The 15,515-nt window shown below is 63.9% G+C and carries 18 protein-coding genes; 8 read left to right on the forward strand and 10 right to left on the reverse strand.

Annotation, left to right across the window (positions count from 1 at the left end):
• Positions 1-38: 38 nt before the first annotated feature.
• Positions 39-1,289, forward strand: a complete 1,251-nt coding sequence (locus tag B4F07_RS12625) for a TCR/Tet family MFS transporter (RefSeq protein ID WP_293700157.1) — start codon at positions 39-41, stop codon at positions 1,287-1,289.
• Here B4F07_RS12625 and B4F07_RS12630 read toward each other — a convergent pair.
• The gene (locus B4F07_RS12630; RefSeq protein ID WP_293700156.1) at positions 1,262-2,023 is read right to left on the reverse strand and encodes a competence/damage-inducible protein A; all 762 of its coding nucleotides are present in this window, start codon (positions 2,021-2,023) and stop codon (positions 1,262-1,264) included. The two genes, B4F07_RS12625 and B4F07_RS12630, sit on opposite strands and share 28 nt — an antisense overlap.
• 104 nt (positions 2,024-2,127) lie before the next feature.
• On the opposite strand from B4F07_RS12630, the gene B4F07_RS12635 reads away from it, so the two are divergent.
• The gene (locus B4F07_RS12635) at positions 2,128-2,763 is read left to right on the forward strand and encodes a glutathione S-transferase family protein (protein WP_293700154.1); all 636 of its coding nucleotides are present in this window, start codon (positions 2,128-2,130) and stop codon (positions 2,761-2,763) included.
• A 110-nt stretch (positions 2,764-2,873) separates the two neighbouring features.
• Here the strand turns inward: B4F07_RS12635 and B4F07_RS12640 are convergent, their stop codons facing one another.
• Both B4F07_RS12640 and B4F07_RS12645 read right to left on the reverse strand, forming a co-directional pair.
• Positions 2,874-3,770, reverse strand: coding sequence for a DUF2785 domain-containing protein (locus B4F07_RS12640; protein ID WP_293700153.1), 897 nt, complete (start codon positions 3,768-3,770; stop codon positions 2,874-2,876).
• A 77-nt stretch (positions 3,771-3,847) separates the two neighbouring features.
• Complete coding sequence (locus tag B4F07_RS12645; RefSeq protein WP_293700152.1) at positions 3,848-4,576, reverse strand: Bax inhibitor-1/YccA family protein; 729 nt, start codon at positions 4,574-4,576, stop codon at positions 3,848-3,850.
• A gap of 139 nt (positions 4,577-4,715) precedes the next feature.
• Between B4F07_RS12645 and thpR the strand changes: the two genes are divergently transcribed.
• Positions 4,716-5,330 carry an RNA 2',3'-cyclic phosphodiesterase gene (thpR, locus tag B4F07_RS12650; protein ID WP_293700937.1) on the forward strand — a complete coding sequence of 205 codons (615 nt, stop codon included), beginning with the start codon at positions 4,716-4,718 and terminating at the stop codon, positions 5,328-5,330.
• Here thpR and B4F07_RS12655 read toward each other — a convergent pair.
• The gene (locus B4F07_RS12655; protein WP_293700150.1) at positions 5,240-5,722 is read right to left on the reverse strand and encodes a low molecular weight protein-tyrosine-phosphatase; all 483 of its coding nucleotides are present in this window, start codon (positions 5,720-5,722) and stop codon (positions 5,240-5,242) included. The genes thpR and B4F07_RS12655 overlap by 91 nt on opposite strands.
• 107 nt (positions 5,723-5,829) lie before the next feature.
• Here B4F07_RS12655 and B4F07_RS12660 point away from each other — a divergent pair, with 107 nt between their 5' ends.
• Positions 5,830-7,425, forward strand: a complete 1,596-nt coding sequence (locus tag B4F07_RS12660) for a spinster family MFS transporter (protein WP_293700148.1) — start codon at positions 5,830-5,832, stop codon at positions 7,423-7,425.
• A gap of 28 nt (positions 7,426-7,453) precedes the next feature.
• On the opposite strand, the gene B4F07_RS12665 is transcribed toward B4F07_RS12660, so the two are convergent.
• A complete protein-coding gene (locus B4F07_RS12665) occupies positions 7,454-8,026 on the reverse strand; it encodes a superoxide dismutase family protein (protein WP_293700146.1) in 573 nt (190 codons plus the stop codon).
• Positions 8,027-8,180: 154 nt separating this feature from the next.
• On the opposite strand from B4F07_RS12665, the gene B4F07_RS12670 reads away from it, so the two are divergent.
• Positions 8,181-8,708, forward strand: coding sequence for an Imm26 family immunity protein (locus B4F07_RS12670; RefSeq protein WP_293700145.1), 528 nt, complete (start codon positions 8,181-8,183; stop codon positions 8,706-8,708).
• Between the two features lie 266 nt (positions 8,709-8,974).
• On the opposite strand, the gene B4F07_RS12675 is transcribed toward B4F07_RS12670, so the two are convergent.
• From B4F07_RS12675 to B4F07_RS12690, 4 genes are all read right to left on the reverse strand, one after another.
• On the reverse strand, positions 8,975-9,400 hold the full coding sequence (locus B4F07_RS12675; protein WP_293700143.1) for an ExbD/TolR family protein: 426 nt from the start codon (positions 9,398-9,400) through the stop codon (positions 8,975-8,977).
• A gap of 35 nt (positions 9,401-9,435) precedes the next feature.
• Entirely contained in the window at positions 9,436-9,957 is a 522-nt protein-coding gene (locus B4F07_RS12680; protein ID WP_293700141.1) for an ExbD/TolR family protein, read from the reverse strand.
• Between the two features lie 122 nt (positions 9,958-10,079).
• Positions 10,080-10,892, reverse strand: coding sequence for a MotA/TolQ/ExbB proton channel family protein (locus B4F07_RS12685; protein WP_293700139.1), 813 nt, complete (start codon positions 10,890-10,892; stop codon positions 10,080-10,082).
• 60 nt (positions 10,893-10,952) lie between these two features.
• A complete protein-coding gene (locus tag B4F07_RS12690) occupies positions 10,953-11,606 on the reverse strand; it encodes an energy transducer TonB (protein ID WP_293704827.1) in 654 nt (217 codons plus the stop codon).
• Between the two features lie 267 nt (positions 11,607-11,873).
• Between B4F07_RS12690 and B4F07_RS12695 the strand changes: the two genes are divergently transcribed.
• The 3 genes from B4F07_RS12695 to B4F07_RS12705 all read left to right on the forward strand — a co-directional run bounded on the left by B4F07_RS12695 (position 11,874) and on the right by B4F07_RS12705 (position 15,079).
• Positions 11,874-12,755 (forward strand): hypothetical protein, encoded by an 882-nt coding sequence (locus B4F07_RS12695; RefSeq protein WP_293704828.1) that lies wholly within the window; start codon positions 11,874-11,876, stop codon positions 12,753-12,755.
• A gap of 111 nt (positions 12,756-12,866) precedes the next feature.
• On the forward strand, positions 12,867-14,186 hold the full coding sequence (locus B4F07_RS12700) for a homoserine dehydrogenase (protein ID WP_293700137.1): 1,320 nt from the start codon (positions 12,867-12,869) through the stop codon (positions 14,184-14,186).
• A gap of 59 nt (positions 14,187-14,245) precedes the next feature.
• Positions 14,246-15,079, forward strand: coding sequence for a hypothetical protein (locus B4F07_RS12705; RefSeq protein WP_293704830.1), 834 nt, complete (start codon positions 14,246-14,248; stop codon positions 15,077-15,079).
• On the opposite strand, the gene B4F07_RS12710 is transcribed toward B4F07_RS12705, so the two are convergent.
• On the reverse strand, positions 15,076-15,477 hold the full coding sequence (locus B4F07_RS12710; protein ID WP_293704832.1) for a hypothetical protein: 402 nt from the start codon (positions 15,475-15,477) through the stop codon (positions 15,076-15,078). The genes B4F07_RS12705 and B4F07_RS12710 overlap by 4 nt on opposite strands.
• Positions 15,478-15,515: the final 38 nt, after the last annotated feature.

Below are 15,515 nucleotides of genomic sequence, written 5' to 3' on the forward strand. Positions count from 1 at the left end.
TTATGAGCCGCCGACACGTTCACCCGGGGGGATATTTTGTGACCGCATCGCGCACCATCCCCTTCATCGTAGCCACCATCTTTATCGATGCGGTCGGCTTCGGCATCATCATGCCGGTGCTGCCGCAACTGGTGATGGAGGTCGGGCGCATCGACCTGCCGCAAGCGATCGAAGTCGGGGCGTGGATCGGGCTGGTGATGGCGGTCGCGACCTTTCTGGCGTCGCCGGTGCTTGGCAATCTGTCTGACCGCTTCGGGCGGCGGCGTGTGTTGCTGTTGTCGCTGGGCGGGCTGGCGATTGATTATGCGCTGCTGACGATTGTTCAGACATTGCCTTGGCTTTTCGTTGCGCGCGCCCTGTCCGGAGTCTTCGGCGGCAGCTATGCTGCGGCGCAGGCCGCCATCGCCGACATCACCCAGCCCGCGGAGCGCGCGCGCAATTTCGGCTTCGTCGGCGCGGCGTTCGGGATCGGTTTTGTCGCTGGTCCGGCGATCGGGGGCTTTCTCGGCGAGATCGGCCCGCGCGCGCCGTTCGTTGCCGCCGCAATCCTCGCCGCCGCCAACATGCTCTATGGCCTGTTTATCTTTCCCGAAACGCTGCCGCCCGAGCGCCGCCGTGCCTTCAGCTGGCGGCGCGCCAATCCGCTCGGCGCGCTCCAGACGATGCGCGGCCTGCCCGGGATGGGCGGGGTCGCGAGCGTGCTGACGCTGTGGCAGATCGCCAGCTTGGTCTATCCGATGACATGGAGCTTTTATTGCATCGCGCAGCTCGGCTGGACCCCGGGCATGATCGGCGCCAGCCTGGCGGCGGTGGGGGTGATGATCGCGCTGGGCCAGACATTTGTTGTCGGGCCGATGGTCGCGCGCTTTGGCGAGCGCGACGCGGCGACGATCGGCATCCTTATCGCCGTGGCCAACTATCTGGGCTATGCCTTTGTCAGCTCGACCTGGGGCGCGTTCCTGTTGTTGCTGCCGATCGCGTTGCAGGCACCGGTGCAGCCGTCGCTCAACGCGCTGATGTCACGGCGCGCCACCGCCGACACGCAGGGCGAGGTGCAGGGGATTTCGGCGATGGCGATGGGGCTGGGCCAGCTGGTCGCGCCTATCGTGCTGACCGGCACCATGGCCTATTTCACCGCGGCCAAGGCGCCGGTACATTTTCCGGGCGCCGCGTTCATCGTGGCGGCGATCTTTGGCCTGCTCGCGATCGTGATGCTGCGCCGCTTGCCGCGGGTGACCCGGACCAGCGACGACGCGGGCGATCAAATGCCGCCGTCGGTCACCGCATAGCCCGCGGACTCAAGCCCCGCCGTCAGCATTGCGACACAGGCGGCGACGTCCGCCGCCGACGTTGAGCGGATCACGAAATTGGCGCCGACCTTGCCATCGCGGAAAAAGGGATAGCTGCCGATCACCACCCCCGGATGATCCTTTTCACCCTGCCGCAGCAGGTCGGCGACCTCGCTTTCGGGCGACCAGGCACCGATCGTGTGCGCGACCAGCGGCGCGCCGCCTTCGAGCTGCCCGGTCAGCGCGTCCAGCATACCCGCGGTGATATGCGGCACCCCCGCCATCACAAACAGATTGCCGATGCGGATACCCGGCGCCCCCGACATGCGGTTGGGGATCAGCTCGGCGCCGTCGGGGGTGCGCGCCATCCGCAGCCGCGCCTCGGTCAGTTCGATCCCACGCCCGCCATAATAGCGTTCGAGGATCGCACGCGCCTCAGGATGGATGATCACCCCGACGCCCAGCGCCTTCGCGACCGCATCGACGGTGATGTCGTCGTGGGTCGGGCCAATGCCGCCCGTAGTGAAAACATAGTCGTAGCGCGCGCGCACCGCATTCAATGCATCGACGATCTCGTCCTCGACGTCGGGGACGACGCGCACTTCGCGCAGGCGGATGCCCTGGACATCAAGCCAGGTCGCGATCTGCGCGATATTCTTGTCTTGGGTGCGGCCCGAGAGAATCTCGTCGCCAATCACCAGCACGGCGGCTGTCCAGATGCGTTCGTCGCTCATCGCTTTGCCTTAGCCGGACGCCGTGACAAAACAAGTCCGGTGGACGGGCATCTTTGTTCTTGTTATGTTCCCATTTGACCCGCAATGTCCAAGGGAGAGCCGCGATGGCCGATGCAATGATTTTTTATACCAACCCAATGTCGCGCGGCCAGATTGTCCGCTGGATGCTCGAAGAGGTCGGCGTGCCGTATGAACCACGCATCCTCGATTATGGCACGACGATGAAGGACCCCGCCTATCTGGCGGTCAATCCGATGGGCAAGGTTCCGGCGATCGTTCATGGTGACCGGGTCGTGACCGAATGCGCGGCGATCTGCGCCTATCTGGCCGATGCGTTTCCCGATGCGGGGTTGGCGCCCGCCCCCCCCGATCGCGCCGATTATTACCGCTGGCTGTTTTTCACCTCGGGTCCGGTCGAGCAGGCGATCACCGCCAAGCATTTGGGCGTCGAGCCCGATGTCGACCAGCAAAGGTCGGCGGGGTTCGGTTCGCTGTCCGCGGCGCTCGACGCGCTTGAGACGGCGGTGGCGGGTAAGGCGTTTGTCGCGGGGGACCGATTCACCGCCGCCGACGTCTATGTCGGCAGTCAGATCGACTGGGGCCTGCAATTCGGCACCATCGCGTCGCGCCCCGCGTTCGAGGCCTATGTCGCGTCTTTACGCGAGCGGGCGGCATACCGGCGTGCGAAGGACATCGACAACGCGTTGATCGCCGAGATGCAGGCGGCGAATCCCAGCTAATTTCTCGATCCAGAATTCCGTTCGTGCTGAGCTTGTCGAAGCACCGCTCTTCTTTGCAACGCCGCCAAGAAAGAACAGCCCTTCGACCAGCTCAGGGCGAACGGTTTTTGTTAGGGCAGCGACTTCAGCAATCCCGCAGCCAGCGGCGCCAGGCGACGCACCTGCGGATCCAACGATTCGCTGGCAGCGACATAGACGGCGTCGCCAAAGGCGCTGTTATTGTGGACCGCGGCCAGCCCTTCGGCGCTGCCATAGGGCGCTTTCCAGCGCACAGCATCGTTCGGATGCAGCGCCTGAAACCATGCCGCCCACGCCGCATCGTCGATGTCGGTGCGTTTCGCCAGAAACAATAGCGGTCGCGCCAGCCGCCGTGCCTCGCCATGGACATAGGCGTGTGATCCCGCAGGCGCGACCTGCGCCGCGATAGCGCCGAGCAGCAGATCGGCGTCGGCGCGCGTCAGCCGCGGGTTGAGCGCAAGCTGCATCAACAGGTCGGCGCCATGCGCGACGCCGTGCCGCCAGCCCTGCCCCGCGACAAAACCGCGATAATCGGTCACGCCGCGCAGATAGGTCGCCCCGGTTTCGGCCAGCGCGTGCAATTCGGCGTCGGTCAAAAAGGGCTCGACCCGGTCGGCCCGCGCCACTTCGGCCAATGCGAGCGCGGCGAAAGGCCGGGTAAACCCGGCCGCATCGTCGGGCGCGGCGAGAACCGCCGTCAACCGCTGCATCGCATGGCGGAGGCCGTCGGGTTTCAGATGCTGGCCGCGCAGCCCCTGCACCCATAGCGTCAAGGCGAAATCGTCGCGAACGGCGGGGTCTGGGCTGCCCAGACAGGCGATCAGCGCATCGATCGCCGCGTCATTTGCCGCTGCGAAATAGCGCGCAGAATATGTCTTAAGATTGCCATCGGCAGGACGCTCGACCGCGCAGCCCGCGCTCGCCTGTGCCGGCCCCGGCATCGCGGCCAGCAGCACCACGGCGCCAACCGCATCCCATATCCGCATCATGGCCGCCCTTCCCCCCAAAGAAAGAGCCCGGTGAATTGCTTCGCCGGGCTCCCGTATTTCGTGTCTGTCCGTTCCGCTTATTCGCGGCTGCCCAGCAGATTGAGCAGGAAGGTGAACATGTTGACGAAGTCGAGGTAGAGCGTCAGCGCGCCCATCACCACCGACTTGCCGACAAAGTCGGTCCCGCGGACATAGAAATACATGCTCTTGATTTTCTGCGTGTCATAGGCGGTCAGGCCAGCGAACACGAGCACGCCGACTACGCTGATCACCAGGCTCAGCACACTCGACTGAACGAACAGGTTGATCAGCATCGCGACCAGAATGCCCACGACACCCATGATCAGGAAGGTCCCCATGCCGGACAGATCCTTCTTGGTCGTGTAGCCATAAAGGCTGAGACCAAGGAAGGCCGCCGCCGTCGCGAAGAAGGTCGTCGCGATCGAGGTACCGGTAAAGGCGATGAAGATCGTCGACATCGACAGACCCATCACCGCGGCATAGACCCAGAAAAGCGCCTGCGCCGCCGTCGTCGATAGCTTGTTGATGCCAAAGCTGAGCACCAGCACAAACGCTAGCGGTGCCAGCATCACCACCCACATCAGCGGGGTGCCGACCATCGAAGCAGTAAAGCCCGACTGGAAGGCGAGCAGCGCGACGATACCCGTCAGCAGCACGCCCGACGCCATATAGTTGTAAACCGACAGCATGTACGACCGCAGGCCGGCATCGACGGCCTGGTCCATTGCGTTCGCGCCGGCCCCAAAACCGGAAGCCGCCATATTGGGGTCGTTCCAATTCGCCATTGTCATTACTCCATCACCGGTCAGCCCATACCGACCGTAGGCAGCAATATCGTGATTTTCTTTCCGGCTTTCAAGCGAAACCGGAAATTTGCCAAGTTTCGGTGGTGGCGGCCGCGCGAGCCATTATGCTGCCCGCATTATGTCGAGCCACCGCCTGTTCGTTGCGCTGCGCCCGCCGCGCCCCGTCCGCGACCTGCTGCGCACCGCCATGCACGGCATTTCGGCGGCGCGCTGGCAGGACGATGACCAGCTGCATCTGACGCTGCGCTTCATTGGTGACGTCGACCGGCATCGCGCCGAGGATATCGCCGCAGCGCTAGGCGCGCTTCACGCCCCCGCGATCAAGGCGCGAATCGCCGGGGTGGGAATGTTCGAACGCAGGGGGTGGCCGCACACCGTCTGGGCCGGGGTCGAACCGGCTGCGGCACTGGCCGGGCTCCATCGCAAGGTCGATCAATTGCTGGCGCGGGTTGGCATCGCCGCTGAGACGCGCGCCTTTGTGCCGCACATCACGCTGGCGCGGTTTAACCGATCGGCAGGGCCGGTCGCCCCATTCCTGGCGTTGCACAGCGATCTGGCGAGCGCGCCCTTCGCCTTCGATCATATCATCCTGTACGAAAGCGAAATGGGCCATGGCGGGTCGCGCTATCATCCCGTGGCCCGCTATCCGCTCGACCTTTCGGCAACCAGCACCGCGGCGACCGCACTGACGTCGGCCCAGGTTTCGGCGAAACCATCGTCGGCGCCGAAATAGGGATCGGTCACGCTCTCGCCCTGCCGTCCCGGCACAAGATCGAGCATCAGCCGCAGGCGCGCGGTCGCATCGGGCGGCGCGAGCGCGCGCGCCTCGCGCAGATTGTTCGCATCGGCGGCGAGGATCAGGTCGAAGCGGTAGAAATCGTCCACCGTCAGCTGGCGACCGCGCAGGTCCGAAATGTCCACGCCGCGGCGCCGCGCCTCAGCCTGCGCGCGCTTGTCAGGCGGATGACCGATGTGCCAGTCGCCGGTTCCCGCCGAATCGAGCGTGGCATCGATGCCGGCGTCGGCGAAGGCGGCGCGCGCGGCACCTTCAGCGAGCGGGGAGCGGCAAATATTACCCAGGCAGAGGAACAGGATCGCCGGGCTGGTGTGCCTATCGTTGCGCATCGGACTCCTCTTCGCGGCAAAGTTGAACCGACTTTCAACTTGCGCCATTTTACGGCTCTGCTAGCCATGGCTCATAACAGATAGTGGGTCAGGGAGAGAGTTGCCAGATGGCCGAGACCGCCAGCCAAACCGCCGCCGCCGCAGCGCCGGAATTTCAGGAACCGAAAGCAACTGGCTATAGCTGGTACGTGCTGTCGGTGCTGGTCGTCGTCTATATCCTGAACTTTATCGACCGGCAGATTCTCAGCATCCTCGCGGTCGATATCAAGGCCGACCTTGGGTTGACCGATGCCGATATGGGCTTTCTCGGCGGCGCCGCCTTTGCGGTGTTTTACGCGCTGTTCGGTATCCCGCTCGGGCGGCTCGCCGACAATTGGAGCCGGGTGAAGCTGCTGTCGATCGGCCTTGCCCTGTGGTCGACGATGACCGCCTTGTCCGGCTTTGCACGCGACCAGATGACGCTGACCTTTGCCCGCATGGGGGTCGGCGTCGGCGAAGCGACCGCAAGCCCGACCGCTTATTCGCTGATTTCGGACTATTTCCCCAAAAAGCAGCGCGCGACCGCGCTCGCGATTTACTCGTCGGGGCTGTATATCGGCGGCGGCGTGTCGTTGTTCATCGGGGCGCTGATCGTCAAGGCTTGGAACACAGCCTATCCGGGCGGCGGCCCGCTAGGGCTGGTCGGCTGGCAAGCGGCGTTTCTGGCGGTCGGCATTCCCGGGCTATTGGTGGCGTTGTGGGTCGCGTCGCTGCGCGAACCGGTGCGCGGCGCGATGGACGGCGTGGCGAGTCCCAGTTCGCCCGCCCCGTTCCGCCAGTTCGCACAGGATTTGTCGACGATCGTGCCGCCCTTTACGCTGATTGGCGCGTGGCAGCGCGGCCCCGCAGCGCTGGCAATCAACATCGGTTTTGCGGCCGCGATCGCCGCCTTTGCCTGGTGGATGATCGAATTGACCGGCAATCTGCCGCAATGGTCGGCGGTCGGGCTGGGCTATTATGCCGTTTTCTCGTGGGCTTGCACGCTCCGCGCGCGCGATAGCGCGACCTTTCGCCTGATCTGGGGCACTCCGGCGTTTATCTGCACGACTTTGGGTTACGGGCTGGTGGCGCTCGCGGCCTATGCGCTCGCCTTCTGGTCGGCGCCTTATGCCGAAATCGTGCTGGGGTTGCCCAAGCAGGAGCTAGCGTTTTGGCTGGGCGCCAATGGTGCGATCAGCGGTTTTGTCGGCGTGATTCTGGGCGGGCGCATCGCCGACGCGCTGCGCGCGAAGAATCCGGCTGGGCGCATCCTGATGATCATCTTTGGCGTCGTCGCCCCGATCGTGCCAATCTGGGTTGGGTACACCACCGATAATACGACCCTATTCTATGTGATGAACTTTCTGGCGGGGATGTTTGGTGCGACGGCGCTGGGCGCCGCGGCGGCGACGACGCAGGATTTGGTGCTGCCGCGGATGCGCGGGACTGCGACGGCTGCCTTCTTCCTTGGAACGACGCTCGTCGGGCTGTCGTTCGGTCCCTATATGGTCGGGCAGATTTCCGATCTGGCCGGGACGATCGTCGACGGCAAGCCGGTCGGCGACCTGCGCACCGGCATACTCTCGCTGATCGGCGTGGCGCCGATTGCGCTGATCCTGCTGCTCTACGCCTATCGCGCGGTGCCGCAGGCCGAAGCGACGATCGTCGAGCGCGCCAACGCCTAACCGGCGCCGTCGCTTGATCGGTGGGCAATCAACCCGCGGGCGCGGCCATAATCACGCCGCAGGCGATGCGGTCGCCGCTGTTGCCGCTGGGGTCGGTCTTCATGTCGTCGGGACCCGCATGAATAACGAAGGCCGCACCGTCGGCGTCGAGCATCGCGCCGTCGCCGGTCAGCCGCGTGCCAACGAGTTGCAGCGTCGCACGGCCGATCGTTTCAGGTTCGACGACCAGATTGGGCAGATCGCCGTGGTGCGCACCCATCGGATTTTCGCGGCCATGCTGTGCCCCGGTCGGGTTCCAGTGCGGACCTGCGGTTGTAAATTTGGGGGCGTCGCACAGGCCGGTCGCGTGGACGTGCATCCCATAGGTACCCGCGGCAAAGCCGCGCGCGACCAATTCGAGCCGCAGCCCGCTGCCATCCTTGAAGATATCGACACGGCCGCGGTCGGCGCCGCGCGCGTCGACCAGATTGGCATAGGCATCGGGAACCGGCAGGTTGGAAGTGGGCGTCTTTTTCATATTGGCGCAGCCCGCAAGCGCCAAGGCGCCAAGCAATGTGGTGGCCGGGATCGTCCAGCTTTTCGCATATAGTGGCTTGATCATCTTCTGCTCCCCGAGTGGCGGTTTGGACATAGAACGCCGCAACGGCGTTCGCGATCCCTTCGCGGGCGACGATGCCCGGATTCGACCCGAGTTCCAAGCCTGTATGTCGGTTTTGGGGTGGGGAGCGGACGCAGGAGAGGATAGGGTCGCAGCTATGGTAGAGAAAACTCACCGGCGGAAACGCGTCAAATTGTCTGAGGGTGACATTTTCGAGATGCCCCTCCCCGACGGAAAACTTGGCTATGGGATCATTCTCCGACGGGGCGGCTTAACCAGTGGCGGAACGCCCTATATTGGGATTTATCATGCCGTTCACAGCGAACGCCAGGACGCGACTAGTATCGTTTGTGGAGAGATTGTTCTTGCAGGGTGGACAACTGACTCGCTCATACATCATGGCAATTGGACGGTGACTGCGGGCGGTATGCCGCTTCCGAGCGTGCCCTTTCCCAACTTCAAAGTGGCCGTCGAAGGTAAAATGTACGTCACAGACGTGGAAGGGCAATTGCTCGATGAAGCCACTGCAGCCGAACGAGAGTTGCTCGACTATCAGTTCAGCCGGACAGCCACTTGCTACCAAGACGCCTTTGAGGCTCTGAACGGTTTCCGAAATTGGGACGTGAACTATGAGAAGTTGACGCCTGCTTATTCGGCGGCGCGAGTCACGAGGCCTACGTCTTAATCATCCGTGTCCGCAACCGGTCGCTAGCTATCATTTCCTTTCTTCGTCATCTGAGACTTGATCCGGGAACCATAGCTGCACTGTCGTCATGGATCCTGGATCAAGTCCTAGATGACGATGAGAAGGCCATCGTCCCGCTCAAGCAGCGATGGGGAGGTTGTCACGGCGAGAGGCGGCCGCAGCGGCAACTGCGCGCGCCCAAAAGAAAAGGGCCGCGAATTGCTTCGCGGCCCCCATCATTTTTGCCGGACGGCTTTGATCAAAGATCAGAAGACGCGGGCATATTGTTCGTTGCCGACGAAGCCCAGCTTGCCGACGCCGCTGCGCTTGATCACCGCCAACACGCGATCGACGACAATGTAACGCGCATAGGGATCGGGCTGAACCTGCAATTCCGGTTCGACCGGCAGCGCCTTGGTCTGTTCCAGATATTGCGCCAGCTGCGCCAGATCGACCGGTGAACCGTTCCAGGTGATCGTCCCCGCGGGGTCGATCATGACCTTGTTCTTTTCCGGATCCACATTGCTGGTGCTGTTGTCAGCAATCGGCAGGTCGATCTTCACTGCATGAGTCTGGACCGGGATGGTGATGATGAACATGATGAGGAGCACGAGCATGACGTCGATCAACGGCGTCGTGTTCATGTCCATCATCGGTTCGTTTTCGTCCCGTTCTCCAACTGCCATGGACATGGGTCTATTCCTTTTTATCTATGCGGGAGGCGCCGTTAGAGGCGGTTCACCGCGATCGAACCAGCGGCCGGTTCGGAAATGAACCCGATTTTCTGGAAGCCCGCGAACTGCATCGTGTAAATCACGCCGCCAATACACTGATAGGGGGTGTTCACGTCGCCGCGAATATGGACTTCGGGGAAATTATCGTCGTTGATATTTTCCGGGCCGCCAATATCCTCGATCAGCTCTTCGAGTTTCTTCTGTCCCCGCTCCAGCAACTGCTTCGAATCGATCGGGGTCTGCCCCCAATAGACTTCGCATGATGCGCTGTCGGCGTTGGGCAAGCCATCGCCGTCGGTATCGGCCGAGCGAATCGACAACAGCACATTTTCAGGCTTGGTCGTCGTCACTTCGAACGCCACGTCGGGAAGCTCGAGATTCACCGTCTGCACCACCACGGGAACCGTGATGAGGAAGATGATGAGCAGCACGAGCATGATATCCACGAGCGGTGTCGTGTTGATCTCGGACATCGGGGCATCTTCGCCCCCCTTGTCGCCTACACTCATCGACATAGGATCTTATCCTGTCACAAAAATTCATGTCACGGACATCGGGTTGACGGGCCATTGACCGTGCACCCTGTCCAGCGGACCCCGCCCCCGCCCAAAGACGGGCAGCGGGGATCCAGAGAAGCTTAGGCTTTTTTCGGTGCCGCGACCGGAGCAGCAGCCTTCGGCGCCGGACCAACCGGAACCGGCTTTACCTGGCCGTTCGACATGATCGAACCGAGCACATCGTTCGAGAAGGTCGACAGGCGGCGGGCAATCGACTTGTTACGGCTCTGGAGCCAGTTGAACGCGAGCACCGCGGGAACCGCCACGATCAGACCGATGGCCGTCATGATCAGCGCTTCACCGACCGGGCCGGCCACGGTGTCGATCGACGCCTGACCCGACGCACCGATCTTCACGAGGGCGCGCAGAATGCCGATAACGGTACCGAACAGGCCGACGAACGGTGCGGTCGAACCCACGGTTGCAAGGAAGGCGAGGCCGCTGTTCAGCTTTGAGTTGATGTGGTTCTGCGAGCGTTCCAGCGTCCCGTGCATCCAGTCATGCGCTTCGACAGGGTCGGTGAGCTTGTTATGCTCTTCGTTGGCGCGCAGGCCGTCTTCGACGACCTGACGATAAGCGCTGTTCTTTTCGAGCTTTGCCGCACCTTCGGCCAGCGTCGGAGCGCGCCAGAAATTGGCATCGACGGCCTTGCCCTGGTTCATCACCTTATTCTGTTCGAACAGCTTGGTGAACAGGATATAGAGCGTGCCGACGAACATGATCAGCAGGACGAGGAAGGTCAGCTGGCCAACGATACCGCCGTCGCAGAGCGCCGGGATCATGCCGTAAGGGCTGGCGCCTTCTTCTTTCACGCACATCGCCGCAGGCATCAGGGTGAGCCCTACGTCGTGGGCCGGTGCCGCAGCAGCGGCATTTGCGATCAGATTAAACATAATGGATATTCCCTCTCAAGAAATTCGGTAAAATTCGAAAACAGTCAGCCGCGCGCTGAATCAGCGCGGGATCTGCCACCGGATACGATTGCTGTACGTGCCACCCGTCGGGTTGCCTGCGCGGTCCTTGCCCGGGTTGAACCGGCCACGGCGCTGAATAAGCTTGCAGGTTTCCGCATCGAGGTCGGCATGACCGCTCGACGAGGTGACATCGCACGACGTGATCCGACCATCGGTCCCGTAAGTGACGCGGAAACCCGTCGTCCCTTCACGCTCTTCGCGCATGGCGCGGGCCGGATAGTCGTCGTTCGTTGCCCAACGCCCCGGGTTGCCCCGCGGGGTACCGGCGGCGCTGAGATCAGGCGTCGGCGGCGGAGGCGCGGGCGGCGCCGGCGGGATGTACTGCGGCGGCGGAGGCGGCGGCACTTCGCGCACAGCCTGAACCACGTTCGGGCTGGGCAGTGCGATCGGCGGCCGCGGAATCACAACCGGCGGCGGCGGCGGCAGGACATTGTCCGGCGGCGGCGGCGGCGGCGGCTCTTCCGGTGGCGGCGGCTCTTCGACGTCCACCACATCCAATTTTTCTGCGATCGTTTTGACGATGCTGATGTTCAGGCCGTTGACGAGCCCATAGCCCATCACCGCCGTTAAAAAGCCCACCAAAGCGATCGAGACCACCCTGCTTTTAGGGTCGACATTATCACCATAAGCCATTCAGGGACGACGCTCCTTGCTAGATCATCCTGACACCAATTCCCACCCGACGGGTCCCGTTGCCAAATGCCCGGATGATTCCGATGCGTTCCACAGACCCGGCGGAGCTACGTTCGGTTTATTATGTTCTGACCGGACGCTTCATCGCCCGTCCTATCGCGGTGGCGCCGAGTTCGCAAACCCTTTATCAGCGGTTAATGTGGGTTGTCCCATGATGGGGACCATGCCGCCGCCACTGGCGTCAACCTTGATGGAAAGTGATGAATCATGCGCGTGTTTCAGTCGGCAGCGATCGCCGGACTTTTGGCCCTGAGCCCCGGATTCGCCAGCATTTCTGCGATGCAGACGGCGGCACCAGCGGCGACGGCGAGTCCGTACAGCTATGCCGACATCGCCGATCTGGCGACCGCGGCGCCGATGGCGCTGCACGCGCGCATTCACAGCAGCGTGGCGCTGAAACCAGCGCAGGCGCCGGGCGTCGCCGCGGGGCAGAGCCGATTCTATGTCGAGGCCGATGTTGTCAGCCTGATTCGCGGCGCGGGTCCGCTGGCGTCGCGCATTTCCTATCTCGTCGATCTGCCGCTGGACGCCAAAGGCAAGCCGCAGAAGCTGAAAAAGAAACAGCCGGTACTGCTGTTCGCGCGGCCGGTCGCAGGCGCCACCGCCGGTAGCAGCAACACGGGCAGTGTCCGGCTGGTCGCCCCCGACGCGCAACTGCCATGGGATGCGGCGACCGAAGCACAATTGCGCGCGGTGCTGACCGAACTTGTGAAACCCGGCGCGCCGCCCGCGATCACCGGCATCGCCAATGGCTTCCACGTCCCGGGCACCCTGCCCGGCGAAGGGGAAACGCAATTGTTCCTGAATACCAGCACGGGCGAGCCGGTGTCGCTGACCATATTGACCGCCGCCGACGGATCGCGCCGCTGGGCCGCGGCGTTCGGCGAAATCGTTGACGGGTCGGCGGCGGTCCCGGCGCGAGGGACGCTCGCCTGGTACCGACTCGCCTGCGGCCTGCCGCGCCAGTTGCCGCTGAACAAGCTGGCGGGGACCGCGCCCGAAGATCGTCGCAAAGCGGCGTCGGACTATGGCGTGGTGCTGGGCGCGCTTGGCCAGTGCACCCGGACGCGCAAGCCGCCGATGGGCTGATAAAGATTTGCTTCGGCGCCGCTAAGCCGCGCCGGGGTTGTTTCCATGGCAAAAGCCGATAGGGCGCTCGCACCGGCGGGGCGTGGCTCCGCGCCTTGCACGGAGTCCCGCATGTCGCCCCATCCCGCCCCGACCGCTCCCCGCCCGCCGCTGCGTGTGGCGCTCGCGGGAATCGGGGTGGTCGGGGGCGGCGTCGTCCGGCTGCTCGAAACCAACCGCGAGCTGATTGCGCGGCGCGCCGGACGCGCGATCAAGATCGTCGCTGTGTCGGCGCGCGACCGGCACAAGGACCGCGGCATCGACCTCAGCTCCTATCGCTGGGAAGATGATATGGAGGCGCTGGTCGCGGCGGATGATGTCGATGTGGTGGTCGAAATGATCGGCGGCGCCGACGGATCGGCGCTCACCCTCGCCCGCCACACGCTGGGCGCGGGTAAGGCGCTGGTCACCGCCAACAAGGCCATGATCGCGCATCATGGGCTAGATCTGGCGCGACTCGCAGAGGAACGCGATACGCCGCTGAAATATGAAGCCGCGGTGGCGGGCGGCATTCCGGTGATCAAGGCGATCCGCGAAGGCGCGTCGGCAAACGAGATCGCGCGCGTTTATGGCATCCTCAATGGCACCTGCAATTATATCCTCACACAAATGGAACGGAACGGGGCGAGCTTTGCCGACGCGCTCGCCGCGGCGCAGACCGAGGGCTATGCCGAGGCCGACCCGACCTTCGACGTCGACGGCATCGATGCCGCGCACAAGCTGTCGATCCTCGCGGCGCTGTGTTTCGGCACGAGGCTCGATTTCGGGGCGGTCGCCGCCGACGGCATCCGCGGGCTGATCGCCGCCGACATTCGCGAGGCCGAGGCGCTGGGCCACCGTGTCCGCCTGATCGGCATGGCCGAACGCAATGACGCCGGACTTTACCAGCATGTCCAGCCGTGTCTGGTCCCCGCCGACCATCCGCTCGCCTATGTCCCCGGCGCGCTGAACGCGGTTGTGGCCGAGGGAAATTTTGTCGGGCGGCTGTTCTTTGAGGGCGCGGGCGCGGGCGCCGGCCCGACCGCATCGGCGATCGTTGCCGACATCATCGACATCGCGCGCGACGAATATGGCCCCGCCTTTGCGATGCCGGTCGATTCGCTCGACGCCGCGCCGGTCGCCGACGCAGGCGCGCGGGTCGGCAAACATTATGTCCGCCTGATCGTCGAGGACCGCATCGGCGTGCTCGCCGAAATCGCTACCGCGATGCGCGATGCGGGCGTGTCGATCGAAAGCTTTATCCAGCGCGGCACCGACGAGGAGGATGGCGTGGTCATCGTGCTCGTCACCCACGAAGGTCCGGCGCGCGCGATCCATGCGGCGCTGGCGATCCTGGCGGGGTCGGACCATGTCGTCGGCGCGCCGATACTGATGCCGATCCTGGCGCTTTAACCCCGCTTGATATTGCCGCGCGCTTTGTTACCCCGTTGACCGGGAAGCAGGGGGCAAAGATGGACATCCATATCCGGCGCGGACTGGCCGAAGCATGGGCGCTGGCGGGCGCGCATCGCAATATGCTGGTGGCCTATGTCGCCATCGGGGTGATCGTCCCCTTTCTGCTGCTGTCGAGCGAGCCGATCTTCAGCCTGCGCACGGTGATGGCGATCCTCTCCGATCCCTGGTCGTACCAGGTCGGCGGGTCGTTCACCGGGCCGCTATACCTGCTTGCAATCGTCGCGGTGATCGTCGCAGGGGCGATGCAGGCGGCATGGAACGGCCTGTTTGCCGAGATGCGCGAGGGCTATTTGTCGGAGATCATGTTCGGCATGGTTGCCGGCTTTGCCTATCTGCTGGCCAATCTAGCGTTAGCGATCAGTTTCGCCCTGATCGCAGCGCTGCCCTTGTTCATCCTTGGACCGCAGGCGATGCTGGGCGGCAGCGACGCAATGATGGCCGTCCTGGCAATCTACCGACTGGCCATCACCCTTGTCGGCAGCTGGGTCGCGGCGCGCTTTTGTCTGGCGGGCGCGATCATGGGCAGCCGCGGCAGCCTGGAACCGGTGTCGGCGTTCGTCGAATCGTGGCGCCGCACCCGGACGGCCCAAGCCCGCCTGTTCGGCTTTTACCTCCTCTATGGCCTGCCCTATGGCATTGCCGCGGGCGCGCTGATCGTTGTGCACGGCGCGGTCATCCTGAACAATGCCCCGGGCAGTTTTGCCGAAACGCTGATGAGCCTTGGCTGGATTTTGTTGTTCGCGCTCTATTTCCTCGGCCAGATCCTGATCCCCGCCGGCTTTTATCGAACGAGCGAGCCCGCCGCGACGGCCAGCGAGATCTTCGCCTAACGCTCCGGTTCCGGCGGCGGGGGCTGTCCCGTTTCGGGGTCGGTCGCGCGCTTTGCCTGTTCATACAGGGCGTTATATTCGGGACCCGGTGCATAGCGGCCGCCGATCGACATCCAGTTGTAGGGCAGCTTGTCGAGGCTCATCGCCTTTGCCTCGGCGCGCGGCAGCTTGGGCGGCGCCTCGCGACCCTCCTGCGCGATGGCGCGCAATTCGGGGGTCAGGCGGTGACGCTGAGTATCGGTGCCACACACATTGATCGAACCGTCGTCGGCGGGTTTGCAGCGACGGATCGGGTCGACCAGCTCCTTGGCATTGGCCGCTGCGGTTTCGGCGTTGCGCGGCGGGGGCGGGGCGGGCGGTCCCTGTACCTGTGCCAGAGTCGGCACGGTCGCTGTCACGGCGATGACGCACGATAGCGCGACAGCAGCTCCGAATC

The sequence above is a fragment of the Sphingopyxis sp. UBA6723 genome (genome assembly GCF_002454115.1).
In the GTDB taxonomy this organism is placed as follows: domain Bacteria; phylum Pseudomonadota; class Alphaproteobacteria; order Sphingomonadales; family Sphingomonadaceae; genus Sphingopyxis.